The sequence below is a fragment of the Bradyrhizobium sp. SZCCHNR1017 genome, from assembly GCF_032381375.1.
GTDB lineage: Bacteria > Pseudomonadota > Alphaproteobacteria > Rhizobiales > Xanthobacteraceae > Bradyrhizobium.
Window position 1 is genome coordinate 712,997 of sequence record NZ_JAUHIR010000002.1, and the last position, 17,835, is coordinate 730,831.

8 protein-coding genes are annotated in these 17,835 nt (G+C 57.9%); 7 read left to right on the plus strand and 1 reads right to left on the minus strand.

Annotation, left to right across the window (positions count from 1 at the left end):
* The 6 genes from QW863_RS08850 (at position 1) to QW863_RS08875 (ending at position 11,615) form a co-directional block, all read left to right on the plus strand.
* Positions 1-477, plus strand: a complete 477-nt coding sequence (locus QW863_RS08850) for a gamma-glutamylcyclotransferase family protein (RefSeq protein ID WP_315767585.1) — start codon at positions 1-3, stop codon at positions 475-477.
* 11 nt (positions 478-488) lie between these two features.
* Entirely contained in the window at positions 489-2,435 is a 1,947-nt protein-coding gene (locus QW863_RS08855; RefSeq protein ID WP_315767587.1) for a hypothetical protein, read from the plus strand.
* A gap of 776 nt (positions 2,436-3,211) precedes the next feature.
* The gene (locus QW863_RS08860; RefSeq protein WP_315767589.1) at positions 3,212-8,104 is read left to right on the plus strand and encodes a hypothetical protein; all 4,893 of its coding nucleotides are present in this window, start codon (positions 3,212-3,214) and stop codon (positions 8,102-8,104) included.
* Complete coding sequence (locus tag QW863_RS08865; RefSeq protein ID WP_315767591.1) at positions 8,101-9,585, plus strand: hypothetical protein; 1,485 nt, start codon at positions 8,101-8,103, stop codon at positions 9,583-9,585. The genes QW863_RS08860 and QW863_RS08865 overlap by 4 nt, the downstream gene beginning before the upstream one ends.
* Positions 9,586-9,801: 216 nt before the next feature.
* Positions 9,802-10,335 (plus strand): hypothetical protein, encoded by a 534-nt coding sequence (locus QW863_RS08870; protein WP_315767593.1) that lies wholly within the window; start codon positions 9,802-9,804, stop codon positions 10,333-10,335.
* Positions 10,336-10,634: 299 nt separating this feature from the next.
* The gene (locus QW863_RS08875) at positions 10,635-11,615 is read left to right on the plus strand and encodes a hypothetical protein (protein ID WP_315767595.1); all 981 of its coding nucleotides are present in this window, start codon (positions 10,635-10,637) and stop codon (positions 11,613-11,615) included.
* 86 nt (positions 11,616-11,701) lie between these two features.
* On the opposite strand, the gene QW863_RS08880 is transcribed toward QW863_RS08875, so the two are convergent.
* Positions 11,702-15,628 (minus strand): hypothetical protein, encoded by a 3,927-nt coding sequence (locus QW863_RS08880; protein ID WP_315767597.1) that lies wholly within the window; start codon positions 15,626-15,628, stop codon positions 11,702-11,704.
* A 439-nt stretch (positions 15,629-16,067) separates the two neighbouring features.
* Here QW863_RS08880 and QW863_RS08885 point away from each other — a divergent pair, with 439 nt between their 5' ends.
* Entirely contained in the window at positions 16,068-17,606 is a 1,539-nt protein-coding gene (locus QW863_RS08885) for a hypothetical protein (RefSeq protein ID WP_315767599.1), read from the plus strand.
* Positions 17,607-17,835: the final 229 nt, after the last annotated feature.

Consider the following 17,835-nt stretch of genomic DNA (forward strand, 5'->3'; position numbering starts at 1 on the left):
ATGCTCTATTTCGCTTACGGTTCCAACATGCACGCGGCCCAAATAGAAAAACGTTGTCCCTCCGCCCGATTGTTAGGGAAGGCAAGGCTCGATGATTATCGGCTCGCCTTCACCAGAGAATCGGTCACGAACTGGCCAGGGTGTGGTGTCGCGGATGTCCTGCCCGACAAAGGAGCGCACGTATGGGGTGCTCTGTTTGAAATTGCCGACGCGGACATCCCGTCGCTCGATAGATTAGAAGGTTATAATCCCAAGCGGGCCAAGAACGCCTATGAGCGCATTGAGGTAAGGGTCAACAAGGAGGGTGATCCGGCTGCCCAAACACCAGCGCAAACTTACGTCGTGTGCGAGCGCATCGAACCAAACCCGCTTCCCCATCCACATTATCTCGCGAGGATCGTCTCAGGCGCTGAGTGGATCCAGGCGCCAGCAGAGTACATTGCAGAACTCCGAAAGATCGAAGTGAAGAAGGGGTGATGGATGCGCGCATGACCAAAGACGAGAAAAAGACAGGAGAAAACTGGTGGCCAAAACCGTTAGGGCACGTTCGAGATATTGACCCATGGGCGGACGCAGATGTGCTGGTGGCGGAAATCCGTAGCTTCGACGCTGCGCCGCATACCGGGCATCGTCATGTTTTCTCGGCGCTGATTCCTGTAGCGGAATTGCCTGAGGTGAGGAAAAATCTCGCGCGATTCGAGTATGGCGTTGAGAGAAGTGGTCCCCATCCGTCGGCAAGCCTCACTCATCCCTACATGCCGAAATTTTGGATCGAGGTAGAAGGTCCGCCCAGGCGCTCTTACGAGCCGCTTGTCCTGAGCTGGAGGTCACACAACAAGACCGTTCTCCAACTCGATCCCGGCTTCGCAATGACCTACGGGCTTGTGCCCCGGCATCTCGGCAACGGGGAGACCCGCTGGGACGATCCAACGGCGCCTGTCTATGATATCGCGAGCGTCTCCGCTCCCTCCGTCTGGGAATTTCCATCTGGGACGCCTGCGAGTGTCACCGTGCGGAGAGATTACCTTCAGGACTATCTCACTCTGCGTCAGATGGCATTGGTTCAAACCTACTGGGAAATGCGCTGGGGCCGCACGGACGGAGCAATCGAGACCAGACTTGCAGGTACCGAAGGAGTGAATATTGATCTGTTAGACCGTCGGTACGCGCTGCGGCGCTCTTGGGAAGATAAGGGTGCTATTTCGGCGCAAGTCTGGGGAGCGCGGGTGATCGCAGAGCCGGGGTCTCTGCCGATTTCGGAAAACGCACTAGAAAGGGATGGCCTGATCTGGCCGGGCTACGCGGAGCCCGTGACGGACGCTATGGCGATGGGTATGAGCGTAAGCGATGTGGTCTACGTTAGCGATGCTGTGCTCGGCGGATATGAAGGGAGATCCGAGTTTCGCGTCAATCCAAAGCACGGCTCGGTTGGTTTTGGTACGCAGTGGAGCGTCGGTTTCTGCGATCGAGTCGGGCGGAACCTCATTAGGCTGGAGCTAAAGAAGCTCTATGAGGGATGTCCCCCGCACATTACGAGGGATTGGCATCGCCATGCCGTTGTACGCCCATCGGAGGCCGCGCTGGCGCGCATGGCGACGGAGGCCAATATTGGCGCGCGGGCGGAGAAGTTAGTGTTTGGGTTTGTCTCTCTGGGCGAGAGCCTCTCCCGTCTTGCCGAAGCAATAAATTTGGTGGGCCTGCTGCCGGAGGATTTCGTCGGCCTGAGAAGGAAGGCGCTCGAATATCACGGTTGGTGGACCCTCGAGAATATTGAGCCTATTGCGCGGCATGTTCCGCTGACGCTAACAGAAGACGCGTTCCTCGATCGTTGCATGACCCTCACCAAGCTCGTCATAGAGGGCTTATCCGAGAAGAGCCTGCGTTTGGTAGTATTGGCACTGGGCGTGCCGTCGGAGGCCGTTGAAAAGCTGCGAGGGCTAAAGTTGCTCGACGCGCTCGTTTGCATGGCACAGCTTGCGGAGCAGAATGGCCTTGAGTTGTCACGGCTGGGTAAAGAAATCTGGCAGCGGCTCCAGCGGGATGGAACCGAGCCAGAGCAGCCGATTGAGCGTCTGTTTTCGCTCTACGAACTGCGCCTGCTCGCAGGCCACAAAGCGACTCATAGGCACGAGCGCTTGGCGAAAGAACTGAAGCGCTTCGAGGTTTCACTGAGCGAAGGCGGAGCAGGATTCGGATCGCTTCTCGACCGAGTGTATGATCTCGTCATTCGTGATCTGCAGTTTGCGAACATGAAGATTGACGCCGCGCTCGCCGTACGCAGGCCAATTTCCAACGTCGAAACCCGCTCAAACTCTCGGGGTACGGTGTGGGAGCGTGTCTCGGAACAACGAAAGCAAATCAAGCCTCGCCGGAAACGGCGTAGAAGTCGCCAAACGCGATCACAAGATGCAAAGGAAAAGCCGCCTTGGGAATAGTGCGTTCGGTTAATTCAAGGTGATTCTGGCCCATTCTAGCTATGCATAGTCCGGTGGATTGAAGAAGCGAATTGAGCAACCGGTGTGCCATCGGTCATGAACCGGCGTTTTGCGGACCGAACTGCGCAGTTATGGAACGTCTCATGGCTTTGGCAAGCAATTCCGCCTAAAGGGCGTGACTGAAGACGAGTGTGGAAATTGGTTCAAAATCTACCGCGCCAGCCTGCCGTGGAGATGATCGAGAGAAAGCCCGGCGAGTACAACATGTCTTTTTCGAAGAAGAAAGTCGGTGAGCTTGTGGCGCGGCTTATCGGGGGGTAGGAAAACCTCGCGCTTTCCGCGGGGAAGAGGTCCGAAGGACACGAGCCTCGTCTTCACGGATGCAGACTGTGCGTGGCTGGATCGCCGCTGAGATCTTGTCCAGAAGATCTCGGTGATCATCGCGCGCAAATTTGGACATGACATCAATGAGAAGAGGGTCGCGCTGCTGGTGGCGCGCGTAATCCGTGTGCCTTTGATGTCCTGAGCCGTGCACAAGAAACTGCTAGACGATCGAAGTTTCTCAAATAGCGGCGGTGCACCCTGAGAGGCGGTTATAGTGGGCGCAGAAAGATTAGACGCGCTCCTGCAACTCCTCGCGGCGGCACCTTGGAGCCTTGGGGGCGTCGAGTATTTCGACAAAACATGTGCGAATATAGTGGTTTAACTGCCGCGTTACGGGTCGACGAGGCTTTCACATGGGGCGAGTCCGGAGTAGTCTCAACCCACGGGGGCAAATGGCAGAAATGACAGATTCAAAACCAGATTCTTTGCTCGCCGGCGGTGGCGGAAATGCCACCTCCTCGGGCGTGCTGTTCGAGTCAGGCGTCGCCAGCTATTTCGGCGCTGCCATGCTCGCCGAGAAGAACATCGATCGTTTTCCCGATATGACGCCGGGCGTTCCGGTCATTGTTCGTATGGAGACCGAGGCGCCCGTTGACGACATTCTCGTGGAAACGAGTGCCGGCGGTTTTATCTTCATCCAAGCCAAGACCCGCGTCGATCTTACACCGGGTTCCGAAAGTCCTTTTGGGAAGACCGTTGAACAATTTGTTCGACAATGGCTCGTCTGCGCTTCGGGTTCTGGCGACCGGAACTGGAACAGGCCGCTCGATCATGTTCGCGACCGGTTGGTGCTCGCAGTCGGTCCGGCTTCATCGAACAGCGTTAAGACGGACTTGAAGCGCGCGCTGGAGGCCAAGCGCGCGCAGGCAAGTGCCCCCTTACCTCAGAACCAGCAAGCTGCGTTCGACCGTCTGGCTAAGACGATTGGCGAGGTCTGGCTTACCAGCTCCGCCAGCGCGCCGACCGAGGCCGACGTAACAGCTCTTACTCGGTTGATTGATGTTCTTGTTTTTGACTTCGATGGCGCGGATCAATCGCTCGTCGCGCATACCATGCAGGGTCTTGCAGAACAGCAAAGTGATGCCGACGGCGCCTTCGGGCTGCTCCGTGACATCTTCACCTCTCTCAGCGTAAAGCGTCTTGGCGTCGACGCCACCGGCCTGCGGACGCGAATAGCGGGATCTATCCGGCTCAAGGCGCCGCCTAGCTATCGCACCGATGTCGAGCGATTGCGCGGCTACAGCGACGAGACGCGCAGACATCTCGAACATCTCGAGGAAACCCGCCTCGGGGCACAAATTATTAAGATCGACCGAAAATGCGTAAACGCCGTTCTTGCTGCGGCCATGGACGCGTCCTTGTTACTTGTGGGAGACCCGGGGGCCGGAAAAAGCGCGGTGATGAGCACCGCGGCGACACGCCTCAAGCAGGCCGGCCGTGAAGTTATTGAGCTGGCAGTCGACCGCCTGCCCGTGGAATCGATCGAAGGATTGAACCACCAGCTCGGCCTTTCCAAACGTATTCTTGATGTTCTGGCGAACTGGCCAGGAAACGAACCGGCCTTCCTGTTTATCGACGCATTGGACGCCACACGCGGAGGTAAGAGCGAGGCTATTATTCGCTGGCTCATTTCCGAAGTTGTTAAAATGCCGGGTCAGCGCTGGCGCGTGGTTGCCTCCATCCGCAGCTTTGATCTTCGAATGGGAAAGCAATTCGTGGCGCTGTTTGCCGGACGGCCGCCGGATGCAACGTTCCTCGATAAGGCGTTCCAGAGCGTCCGGCATGTCCACATCCCTCTGTGGGATGACGTCGAGCTACAACAATTGCTTTCGCTCGCGCCAGCAATAGACCAAGCGGCTAAAGCAGGCGGAACGAGGCTTCTGGACCTTGCTCGAACACCCTTTAATACGAGGCTTCTTGCAGATCTGGTGACGGACGGCTTGCGCCCGGATGCATTCAGTGAAGTTGGCACTCAATCCCAACTATTAGAGCTATATTGGTCGCATCGCGTGGATCGCTATGGCCTGGCCGCCAGCGCGTGTTTAAGCGACGTTGTTCACGGCATGGTCGAGACGCGGTCGCTACAAGTCGATCGCATCCCGATCGCCAAACAGCATGCCGGCGTACTCGAAAAGCTACTTAGCGAAAGCGTCCTCATTCCGGTGGTTGGCGAGCGCTACATCGCATTCCGGCACCACATCCTCTTCGATTACGCTGCGAGCAAGGTTTACCTTGACCTCCTCAATCCGCAGGCACTTGCCGATGTGCTTAGCGGCAACCGTGCCCTTGGCTTGATGCTGGGGCCAGCCTTGATCTTTGCCTTGAACGAACTTTGGGAGAGCTCTGGGCCAGATCGGGTAGCGTTCTGGAATGCTATTCTCGTAAGCGTCGGCCGCTCCGATATCGACCCTGTTTCCCGCAGCATCGCGGCACGCGTAGCAAGCGAGCTGCCGGTCAGCGCCGAGGATTTTGCCGGACTTGTCGGGTTGCTCCGCACCAGTGGCGATGGGAAAGACCTTGCACGCACGGCGCTAAATCATGTCGTCGGTTCCCTTTCGGTTCATGCGGAAGATAAGCTTCCGGTTGCGATGGACGCGTGGTGTCCGCTGGCCCATGAGCTCGGTGAAGAGATCGACGGTGTCGCTTGGCCGTTGCGTACCTTGCTGTTCATCTTGACCACGCAAGCGCCAACACCCGAACAGTGGGTATGGATCGGGTTGGCGTCGCGCTCGCTTCTACGTTTTTCCTTAGCGTCCGAGGAACAGCTCACAACGCAAGCCATTGGTTTCGTCGCGGATAGCTACGCGAGTGACCCCGGCGCGTCCCGCAAGCTGCTTTCTTCTCTCTTCGACCCGTCACGATTCGATGCGCACGCCGACGATGACATTCCCTGGATGACACAAAAGCTCCGGACGATCCTCGCGTCGGACCCGGAATTCGTTCTGGAAATCTACGAGAAGGCATTCGCGCGCGGCATCACGGATCGAAGCACGACGTCTATCGGCAATAGCCGCATAATGCGGATGACCAGCAACCGTCAACAGGACTTCGAGCTCTCCTACTATAATCTTAAGGAGTTCTTCCCGAAGTTTCTCGCTGCCGAGCCGCGGCTTGCCGCCAAGGCCTATGTCAAAGCACTCCACGGATACGTGTTGCGCGATCACGCTCCGGAGCGGATGGAAACGATAACGGTCAAGCTACCGGATGGCAGCGAGTGCCGCCTGCTTGAGGACTACAGCTATATCTGGGCGTCAAATCCCGACGATCGGCATGGCGAAAACGCCCTTGAAATGGTGCAGGATTTTTCGGCCTGGTTGCAGGATGCCAAGGCCGATGATGCGATCGGGGCTGCCCAGATCATCTGCGCCGAGAACGAGATGGGGATAGTCTGGGCACGGCTATTTATGGTCGCAAAGGCGCGGGCCGAATTATTTGGCTCACTTCTCTGGCCGATTGCGACGAGCTATCCGTTCCTCTGGGCAAGCGATACGCGAAAGGACGCGATCGATTTCATTGCGGCCGCATTTTCGAACCAGCCCGAAACAGAGCGACAGTCCTTCGAACACCGCGCTCTGGGCTTTATATTTAATGACGCCAAAGATCCAGCGGTTGCGCGTGAATACGTCCTCAAGCGGCTCTTTACGGCCATCGGACGAGACCGGCTCCAGACGGAAGAAGCGCGGGTTTTTGCAACGGTAAGCGAGCCGACGCGGGCTCGCGATTACAACAACGAACGGCCTATCCATTTCGAGGTTACATCGGGTTCGCCTGAATCCTACTGGTGGCTGCGGCGGCATGATGTCGACCCAGATCGGCCCCCAAATGCGGCATTGTTGAAGATTGCGGAAGCTTTGAAAGCCGAGATCGAGGTGAGTAACCGCACGAAGGCGTTTCCCGACCTCGGCGCTGCCGTAAGCCGGCTAAAGCGCTATACCGATGACATCGCGCGTGCGGAAGGCGTTGATGCCGACGTTGTCTCTTATGCAGAGGGCATCGGAGCTGAAGCACTTGAAGCAGTGGTTCCGATCTTCGAGCGGGAACTCGCCAAGAATAGCTCTTCGGTCGAGGAGTTGAGCCTTGTGGCTGAACGATTTGCCAAGAGCGCTGGTCCTGAACTTGGCCCCGAGACCGAGGCCCAGTTCGCGGACAACCCGAGTTGGGGTTCGCCAGCTCCAAGAGTGTCGACTGCCCACGCCGCCATGCAACTCGCTCGTGTGAGCTCGGCAGCCACGGCGCGGCTTTTGCCGCTGTTGAAGTCGCTTCTGCGCGACCCGCACCCGGCGGTACGCATGGCCGTTGCAACATATCTGAATGCGCTATGGGTGTCGGATCGCGGCGCCATGTGGGCTATGTGCGAGACGGTTGTCGGTGAGGAGACAAATGCTTCGGTGCTGTCGTTTTTCGTCAACGGCGTGCTGGGCCGGCTCGTTCATGCCGATCCCGAACGTGTCGAAGGCTTCCTTTTGCAGTTGCGGACCCGATTCATCGCGGAAGAGGGTTGGAAGAAATTGCGGGAAGAAATTGGAAGCCTGATCGCAATTCTATGGATCACTCATAAGCGTCCCTTAGCCAAGGCGACGCTCGAAGAATGGCTCAGCGATGTTGCTGCCAACAAAGAAGAGCTTGACCATGCCGTGAGTACGCTGCGGGGGGCGGTCGTCCTTGGCTTTGCCAGCGGCGAGGAAAAAGACATCGAAATTCGCCGCCAATCGATGCGTTTCGCGGACATGGTATCGCAAAGGACGGCCGAGATTGTCGAATCATATCTTGCGAAAACCGTGCATACTAAGAAGGAAGATGACGAGACGATTGCTGCCTCCCGCATTCTTCATCATCTGCTGAACCAGTTTTACTTCTCGTCCGGCGCCTTTAGGGATGGGGGCGGAGATAAGGAAGACGCGGGCCTCGCGTCGATCGACGCAAGAAGGCAGTTTCTGGAAGAGAGCAAGCCAGTCCTTGAGCGGGTCGCCTCGGTCGGGACGCCCGACACAGTCCACTACCTCATTGACCTGCTCGAATTCCTGATGGACGCCGACCCAGAAGCAATATTCGAGCTGTCGGCCCAGGCGTTGCTTGGTGCGGGCCGCTCCCACGGCTATCAATTCGAAAGCCTCGGCGTAAATCGGGCAGTCACGCTAATCGGCCGCTTTCTCGCTGACCACCGCGAATTGTTTGAAGACTCCGACCGGCGGCAGACGCTGGTCAAGTGTCTTGATCTGTTTATTCAGGCCGGTTGGCCCTCGGCACGACGGCTTCTTTACCGGCTTCCGGAGCTTCTGCAATGAGCCCGGAAAAGCTTTCCCGGTTCAAGGAAGAGTTAGAGAAACGCGTCGCCGACATGGATCAGCGGCAGGCGCTGAACGCGCCAGCCGGTTTCACGGGCGAAGAGCTTGACGCGCCGCTAGAGCATACGGTGCGGATACAGTTTTTGGATCACCTTCTGAGGGCGCTCGGATGGAAGGTCGAAGCCGTCGTTGAAGAAGCCCGCGTCAAGGGCGATACAACGTTGTTTCTCGACTATCTCGGTGTCCACGTTCAACAGCGGACTCCCATATTGATTTTTGAGGCGAAGGCTTGGGATAAGCCGCCTGTTAGCGCCATCTCCGCTGCTAACAGGCGAGTCTCGCCGGAGACGCTTCTCGCCAGGACGCTCACATTCATCCGCGACGGACAAGGCACATCACCGACTACCGCAGAATGGACTGGGTGGTTGTCGAAGCTGCGGGATTATGTTCGCAACCTTCAAGCTCAAAGCAGGCACCTTGTCAGCAAGGTCGCCATTTCTTCCGGCCAGTGGCTGGTGATTTTCACAGACACCCGCAATGCCTTTATCGATGACGGTACAATTGATCCAAACTTCATTCTTGTCTTCAAAGCCGACCAGTATGTCTTAGCCTCGGACGACATATTCAAGCAACTTGCATACGATGCCCTCGTTAAGAGCATTCCGTCTCCGCTCCGTCCGACCCAGCTTTCCGCCTATATTGCGGCGAGCGACGTTCGCCGCGCGTTCCATGGAATCGTTGTAACTTGGCAGGCTTCGGGCTCCGATGCCGTCCTTGATCGATTTCCTCAGATCATTGTGAATCCGGCGCTTGTTCTGGAGCGGGCGGACGGTGAACTCCTGCACGTCACCGATCACCAGCTAGGCCACGAGTTCGTTCCAACGGACTCCGACAAGCTCGAAGCGCACTTTGCGAGTGTAGGAGGGAAGGCCGAGCAATTACTCCGTTCAGCGGCTGCCGCGCTGGGAACTACCCTCGTCGCGTCGAACATCGATGTATTTCGGGGATTTCCTTCGACACCAACACGGGGGTCATCAAGTGGCCTCGTTCCTGAACCCATCCCGGAGCGCGTCAATTTCCTTTGGCCATTTCCTGGCAGCCCCAGGGAATTTCTGCTCGTTACAGGTGCCGTACCTCACTTCCTCGTCGACGGGCCGTCTTTTCTCTCGTGCATGGGCCATGATTGGGTCGCCTGTTCGAGCGCTGGACATGCGCACGGGACCAGTCCAGTTCTATCGTCGAGCATCGCCCCGAAGGCCTATTTTGCGTCAGGCTCGGCACAACACTGCGCGCATCGAACGATACACGACCGCCGGACGGACTGGTGCTATGTGGCGGCATTTGAGACGTATCTTTGCTGCAAAGCGTGCGTATTCCAGAACACATGTTGGCCCGACCCTCAGGTACCACCGCTACCTTGTAGCGAACAGAGGGCCAATAGCGGAACGCCTACCTCTCCTGAGGCTGCTGCTGTTGGATAGCGTCGAAGCAAGCCGGCGGCAGCGCGAAACGGCTAGGCCATGTCGGGCCTGTGCGCCGTATAACCTGGACGATAAGGCACCCGAATTGGGCTGAGACCACTTTGCGGAGTTCGGCGAACGAGAGCCGACATTGTCGTACCGTATCCAGCCGTATTGTCGATGCACGCCGCTGGTTGATATGGTTAGCCCTACGTCACCGTCCCCGACAGAATGCAGATGCTTAAGCCCCTTGCCCACATCCTCGAGCCAGACGCACGCTTTGGAAATCTCCGGTACCACGATCAGGGTGTGGGGCATATTCGCGAGCTTCGTATCGAAGACCTATACAACGATATTGCATCGCTTGAATTGGTGGTGTCAGTGCCACTAGAAATTCGTCAGCACTTCAACGCTGCACGCTACGCTTATCTCTATTCTTGGTTTGCTTACGATCTTGCCACCGTGGCGGAGCTCCAAAGTTACACGACGCTTGAGATGGCGCTTCGCTATAAACTGAAGCTTGCGCAACCGCAATCGAAGCAGTCCAAGCTGACACCGCTACTCAATACCGCCATCAAGTATAAATGGCTCGAGCGGAACGAGTTTGACGTGCCGGGAGTGCCTGGCAGCAAGCCACTCAACTATTTCGATGTCGTTGTGAAGCAGCGGAACAAGTTGACTCACGGAGCACTCCATCTTGATCCGCAGTTCACGCTGTTGATGATGAACGTTTGCCGTAGAATGATCAACGCACTGTTTCAGAAGAGTTAGCCTCGTGGCATGACACCATCGTGAATGGTAAACCATGTAGGGTTCGCGGATGCGCGCGTTGGTATAAAAATAAGCCGATGAATCACCGCCCGCAGCGCAAGCGCAGGCCTAGAGGAGGCACCTTATTCCGGGACAGTGATGACGACGCCGGCATGAAATGAGGGCGGGGACCGAAAGCGGGACGGAGGCGGCTCGGCGAGCGAAGCGAGTAGGGCCCATCTCCGCGAAGCGGATGGCCCTATCTGCCGCTGGAAATGATGTCTCTCGTCGGAATTCGGTCCCATTGATATATTTCTGGAATGGATGAGACGACGGTGCCACGAGGTATGCGGAAAACAATCGCCGACTTGCCCCGAGGGGTTTACGATCATGACGGGCACGCATGGCTCGCCGACCGTGGCGTACGCCGCTATCATCCCTATTCATTTGATTTCGACTCAACGCCGCTGAGCCTCAAGGAGCCCGAGGCGCATTGGGACGAGCAGATCAAACAGACCCATAGAGAGAACCGCATTCAGCAGATGAAGCGTCTTGAACAGGAGTATGGTTCGCGGCACATCGAGGACGTCGTCAGGAACGTCATCGATCTTGGACCGAAGTCGATGTCCCTACTTGCGTATCACAACCAGATTCATCAGCAGGCGCGACGGTCTTTTGTTATAGGAGCGCATTACCCGGCCCTCGTTGCCGCCTGTGCGCTGGGCGAGCGCATCCTAAACCATCTTGTGCTGGACTTGCGCGACAGCTTCAAGGCGTCCGCGCACTATCGAAAGGTCGCCAGGAAGGAATCCTTTGATAATTGGCCTTTTGCGGTATCTGTCCTGACGGACTGGAATGTTCTGGTAGATGGCGTCGGTGCAGAATTTCTCGCTCTGGGTTCGCTTCGCAATCGGTCTATTCACTTTAATCCTGAAACTTACCGGTCGTTGCGTGAGGATGCACTCGCGGCGCTCCAGCGGCTGAATGCCGTCCTCGCTAGGCAGTTTGGTTATTTCGGCCGTCAACCCTGGTTCATCGAAAATACGCCGGGCGCTCAATTCATCAAGCGCGCCTACGAAGCGAACACATTCGTGCGGACCTATATCATTCCGCAGAGCGGCTTTGTCGGCCCCTTGTATGGCATGGAGCTCTCTCAGGAAGGCTGGAGGCACCTTGATTACGCTGACTACGGTGACGACGACATAAGCGACGAAGAATTCGCGAGGCGATACCGCGAGCGCGATCCGGCGAAGGTCGTCTCGCGCGAGATGATCGAAAGGGAACGCCTGGAAGCAGAATGAGGTGAAGCTGTCCGTGCAGCGCGAACTGGGCGGACAATCTTCGTAGGATCAACCTTGGCCCGGCCGCTCGGACGGTCGCCCGTCTTTCAAAGCGAGAGCAGAAACTGACGAAACGCCTCACCGAGCTTGTGGTGAACCGCAGGCTGCGCGGCAACAACCAGCCGTCCAAGAAAGGTTAGGCCGGTGTCGGGCGATTCCAACGCCCGGCGTATGGGGAATACGGTGCTCGCGGGGTTTCGCAAATTGAACCGCTGTTCCTCGATCGCATGAGCCCACGCTGCTCGCGCCCAGGCTTCGATGGCTGGCGTGAGTACCCTTTGGAGGTTCGATTTCTTGGCCCACTGGATAAAGCGAACACACGCTACGAATAGCTCGTCGGGTGTGAGGGTCGGCTGCTCGGCAACCAGACGTATTTGCACTGCCACAAACGGCGCCAATTCCTGGATCGCGCTATTTCCGTTAGCGATTATGGCCAGAATCTCCTGTCCACCGTACCCCACCGGTATCTTTGCTGCTTCCGCGCAGAGATCATTGAGCTTATCCCTGCGATTTTGCAAGGCTGCGAGAATTCCGAAGCTCAATACTGCATCATCGGCCGTGAAGGTTGCGCGTTCCGATCCGAGTTGCTCGGCCGTGGCCGGCGGGATCTCCCCAAAGGCGGGGCTCTCTGGCCGGCTCTGCCGTAGGTCGCCACGATTGAGGTCGAGATAAATCTGGCAATCCACCCATGACGGTAGCGCCGCAATATATCCTTGAGCATTGAGCTGCCGGATTAGAAATTCCATGCGCGTGGCGCGGACAAGGATGTCCATCGCTGGGATGGCTCGGCCACCAAGGCGGTCCCGCAGTCCCTTTTCGATGCCCGCCGAGACACCACTTGCGATTTCTGCCTGGACCAGAAGATACCGGGCATACACCGGAGATCCGCGAGGGAGATCGCTAACGTCGGGTGGCTCCGGGTTGCTGCACATGCCTGGCACCATCGCCGTGGGTTCGTCCCCGACCTGAACGGAAGTCGCCGTAGTCTGGCCAAATAGCCATAGGGCCGAGTGTCCAATTACGCGATGGCGATACCCGGCCGCAACTGAACTGGCAGGATCAATGGGACTCAGCTCATCAAGCGCAACGTTAAGCCCGTTTAGCGCGGCCACGACATCGCCTGCCATGTAGGCGGCAAGAGCCTCGTCAGCGCGCAGCCCGATGGCCATAAGCTTGATGTTGGGTGAAGTCGCGTTACTCGCTGTTTCGCGCGCAGCGGCAAACCATTCACGTGCTTCGGCCCATTGGCCGAGTTCGGCGGCGCTGATGCCCGCCTCGCGGAGCATGTAACTGCGGGCCGCGGGGTCCTGCCGTTCCATTTTTCCAGCATTGTCGCGGAACAACTGTAGCGCGGCCTCGTGGTCCTTGCGGCGGAAGTATATTTTTGCCCTCGCGCGATCGAGAGCCGGATCATCTCCGAGAAGTGCCTCGGCGGCGTCGAGTGCCTGTAACCCCGCGCTGGGGTCTTTGAGATACTCGTCGAGAATTATCCCGCGGGCGATGTGGCAGCGTAGTGCCAAGTCGCGATAGCCCCAGCTGCTAGCTTGGTCGGCCATGCGCCGGTAAGCTTCGAGGTGCACGGGCCAGTCGGTCGTGTCACGCCTGCTTTCCTCCAACCAAGCATGGTTCACGATATATCCCGCATCTCCCGGCATATTGGACACGTCACCCAGGAGCGCGGCGCGGTCAGTGGGCGACGCAGCGTCGAGGGTGTCAAAGGCGCGCTGCAAGTCCGGCACACTCGGAATGCGCAGTGCGTAAGTGATGAAGAAGGTTCCGAGAATGCTGTGGGTGCGTCCGTCCGCCGATGGCGTACGTTGCTCGAACATGGCGCGCTTCAGAGAGTCCTTTTGCGAAAGGACCGCAAAGCGCAACATGAGGCCGACGGGATCTGGTAAAAAAGCAATCGCTTCCCGGGTGAAGAGGGCTTTCGCCAGAATCATGTATTCAAAGTGCTCGCGCACCTCAGCATCCTCGAGTTCGGCGAGTTCAGCCTGGAGCGTGCGCCAGCAGTTGCGGATCGTCTTCGGTTTCCCGCCTTCAGCAATCAGAAGAAACTGTGCAAGTCTTAACAGGATTGGAGTGCCCGGCCGACCCTTCAAATAGATTTTCTGATCCAGCCGGTGCTGTCGTAAGCTGCCCATCCATTCGGAAAGCTGGCGACGTGTTTCATCAGATGTCGTAATGATGTTGAACGCGAGACGTGTGAGTAGCCACTCCTGTTCGCCAATCAATGCATGCAGAAAGCCAAAGTTCGCTCGATCGATGTCGACTGTCGGACCTCCCAAGATGTTCTGTGCGGCAGTTTCGTGCACGCGCTTGGCTTCGGCCGGCGTCAGGATCTGCGTCCCGGCATTTTGCAGCAGCGGCGAGATGCGCATGTCGCCGCGAACGGTTAACTCGACCCACGGGCCAATCAACTGATCGAGATGGGTCCCCGGCTGGGGCACTGCGGGCTCAATCGCTCCTACTGAAAGAGCGAGTTTTCGGTCGAAACGGCCGAACAAGATGCTGATTCGGTAAAGCAGTGCGCTGGTCTCTTCCGTCAGCATCGAGAATATTCGGCCTCGCGCGGCCCGCCGCTCTGCTTCGATGTCGGCAGATGGGCTGAACGCAAGCAGGCTCGTGCGTTCTGCTTCGAGCCATCCGCGGGCACGCAGTCCCGAAATAATCGCCTGAACCAGTTGAGGGTGACCCCATGCGCTGGCCCGCTGTACGGCCGCGCACCACTTCCCACCATCACCGCCCGCCGCTGCCACTAGGGCTGTGATTTCGGCCAGGGAGAGATCGGGAAGGGCGAGCTGTGAGGTGTCGTCCAGGCCGAGTTCGGAAAGGGCACGGCTCGAGGGTTGGCTGTAGGCCGTAATTAGGCAGAGCATATCGCGACGGCGTAGAGCGGAAAGGAACCGCGCCAAAGCCCCTCGGGCGTGCGGGTCTTCGATCTCGTTGAGATCGTCGAGGATAATTCCCTGGTAGCGTGCAGCACCAAGCGCCCCGGCCGCAAGATCGAGGCGCTGAATGATCTGGTCGGGGGTATTCTCCCTGAGGTCAAGAATACACCATGAAGCCTCGTGCATGCGTGTCGTGAGGCGCGCGACGGTTGTCTTGCCACAGCCTGTGCTGCCCGTTACGAAGGCTGTCCCGCTTCGGCGGATCCGATCGAGCAGGTTGCGTGTGAGTTCGCTGCGTTCGGCGAGAAGCGGCGGAAAAGGAAGGTCACGCTCAGGCTCCAGAAGGCGAGAGAGTTCGACCGTCTCCAGCATTGCGCCCTGCTGGCCACCGCCGATTGCGGCGGCGAGGCCTCGCATCATCGCCTCAAGATCGGTCCTCGGGACGAGAACATTCGATGTATCTGTTACAAGCGCTAGCAGCTCGCCGTCGGTGAGGCGTGGCTGGCCGCCCTGGATGATCGTCGACAGAACACGCTGTACGACGGCCGCGGCGAGCTGGTCTCGGCGGGCCGCCGATTGAAACCGCTCAACGTGATAACGAAGGAGACCCTGCTCCAGCTCGCGCTGAACGCCTTCGAGAGGCTGCGCCCCACAATCCCATTGGATGCGGCGCAAGAATTCATTGCGGAGGGCCGTGTCACCGCGTGCTTCGATGAAGCGGCGAACCCGCTCCGAGAGATCGACTTTTGCCAGCACCTCGCGCAACGGCCGTATATCCGCACCGGCCGCGGCCCGCCGCCAGTAATTCAGCGTTGGCTCGCCGTGGGCGCGATGCTCCAGCTTCTGCTCCCGCCCCACTGAACAGGTCGAGAGAAAGTGAAGGTGAATCTCACGTTCCGGATTCCGTTCGACGAGATCAACGAATGCATCCAGCGTTTCGCGGATGTCCTCGGAATTGATTGTGACGTTGGCCGCAGTGTCCTTCACCTGGACGGCGCGTAGTGCATCCGTGGTCGCAACGGCGTAATCCTGAGCAACCTCAAGATACAGTTCCTGTCCCGGCCGAAGGTCGAGCCATGCCAATCCGCTGGAATAGAGTTGATAGGCATACCCACGAAGTGACGCGATGGCTTGTGTCGCCGGATCGCCGCTTGGGGCGCCAGAAAGGCGGGGGCCGGAAGTAAAAGGTTGCCGAGGAGGCATCGTGTTGAGGGGCAATTGGAATGGGACGAGTCGGCTGCTCAGAATGCGCCTTACGGTTCCGATTTGAAAGGAGAGTTGCTTCCAGATCTCTTGATCAGATTGGGGATGTATGCGCGGGCGAGACGGAGATCAGTTGTTCGCCAGACTTAAGCGATCCATCCGTTGTTCCTGGAGCCGTGCGTCAGGCAAAATATGGTGAGTATAGCGAGAAAATTAAGCTAGATATAGAGTGTCGAAACCCTAGTGAAGGGTTCCCAAGCGAAGCAAATGTCAATTTCTATCCGCGGCGGGGCTCCAAGCTGTTCAGTTCTGACGCGTCATGCCGTCTTTAAATTATAGCAACCTGCCCACCACGCGCGCGGAAGCCCTACGTCTTGGGGTCGATCGCTTTTTTACAGGTAAGCCGTGCCGCAGAGGGCATCTGGCGCCGCGCTACGTAAGTAGCCCGAATTGTGCGACCTGCCTTGTCGAGCATGCGCGGAAAAATGGTGGTTGGAACGCACGACCTGAAAAGCACGCCTTCCTCAATTCGATCCGTGCAGTTGTCGAGAAGCGCGGTGGAGCGTTGCTGTCGAAGGCCTATGTCTCTGCGAAAACAAAGTTGCGCGTTCGCTGTGAACGAGGTCATATCTTCCCGATCACGCCGGACAATCTTCGGCATGGGCGGTGGTGCCCAAAATGCAAATTCGAGGATCATACGAAGCGGCAGACGGCCAAATTTCTGTCGATCGCCAAGCTAAACGAAATTGCACATGAAAGGTTTGGCGGTAAGTGCCTAGCCACGACACCGGCTTCCACGCATACGCGTGTCCTGTGGAGATGTAAGGTCAAAGCTCATAAGCCATTCCCGGCCGCCATTTCGAACGTCGTGCATCAGGGCAATTGGTGCCCTGAGTGCGACGCGGTCCGCAGAAGACTTTATCCACCAAAGCCGGCCATACCACGCACGATTGTGGAGGCACGAATTGCTGAGCGCGGCGGACGTATTGTGTGCATCGTGGGGGGCAAACAGTGGCGAGGCCTTGGGACTCTCCTCTGGGTCAAATGTGCCAACGGCCACGAATGGAAAGCTGATGCCAATAATCTCATTCACGCCGGAAGCTGGTGTCCATATTGTCGTCCGAAAGGGGAGCGGATCGTTCGAGAGATATTCGAAGCGACGTTTGGCGCGAGGTTTCCCAAGGTAAAGCCGGCGTGGCTTGCGGTGAGGACAGGTCGCAAGCTTGAACTGGATGGTTATTGTGAGAAGCTGGCGATCGCGTTCGAATATCAGGGGCCGCATCATAAGAGTCAGGCCACGGTTCGGGCGACCGATGCGTTGAAGCGCAAGGCTTGTCGTGCCCACAGAGTGACGCTGGTCGAAGTCGTGGCCGTGCGGCGACCGTTTCCGCCCCAAAACCTGCTCCCGAGCGTTGAAGCGTCTCTTAACGCGGCAGGGTTAAAAAGGAAGCCGCGCCTTCCGAAGGATGAGCTCTTTGAAGCCGAACTCGCCGAGCTGAAACGTATGGCGGCAGCGCGAAAAGGAAAGCTTGTCTCACAGCGGTACCTTGGAAGCGAGCGACACGAGTGGAAATGCTCGATATCAGGTCATCCCACATGGTTCGCAGAACCATGGCGAATTCGGCGCGGGGCGTGGTGCCCGTCTTGCGCAGGCAACCGGAAGCTAGATATCAGCGAACTTCGTCGTTGGGGCGCGAAGCATGGGCTTCGCCTGATGGATAAGAAGTATGCTGGCGTGCAACGGGCGTATTCCTGGCGGTGTACGAGTCACGGCCATGTCGTTCGTCGAAGCAAGGGCAATATCACCGCTTCCCTTCGAAAGGGCCGCTTGGCCTGTTCTGAATGCAAACCGGAGTAAGGCAAGCTCTGATCATTGTCGCCGCCAGAGCGAAGCGGCGGCGGGGCAGAGATGGCACCCGATTTCGGGACAGTGATAGCGACGCCGGCATGAAATGACGGCGGGGCCCGAAAGCGAGTGCAGTTGACCTTGCCCCTCGGGGATAATCCAGTTTGAAGTTCGTTCTGGCCCCAACGAGGACCAGAGCATGAAGCGCAGCCGCTTTACGGAAGAGCAGATCATCGGGATT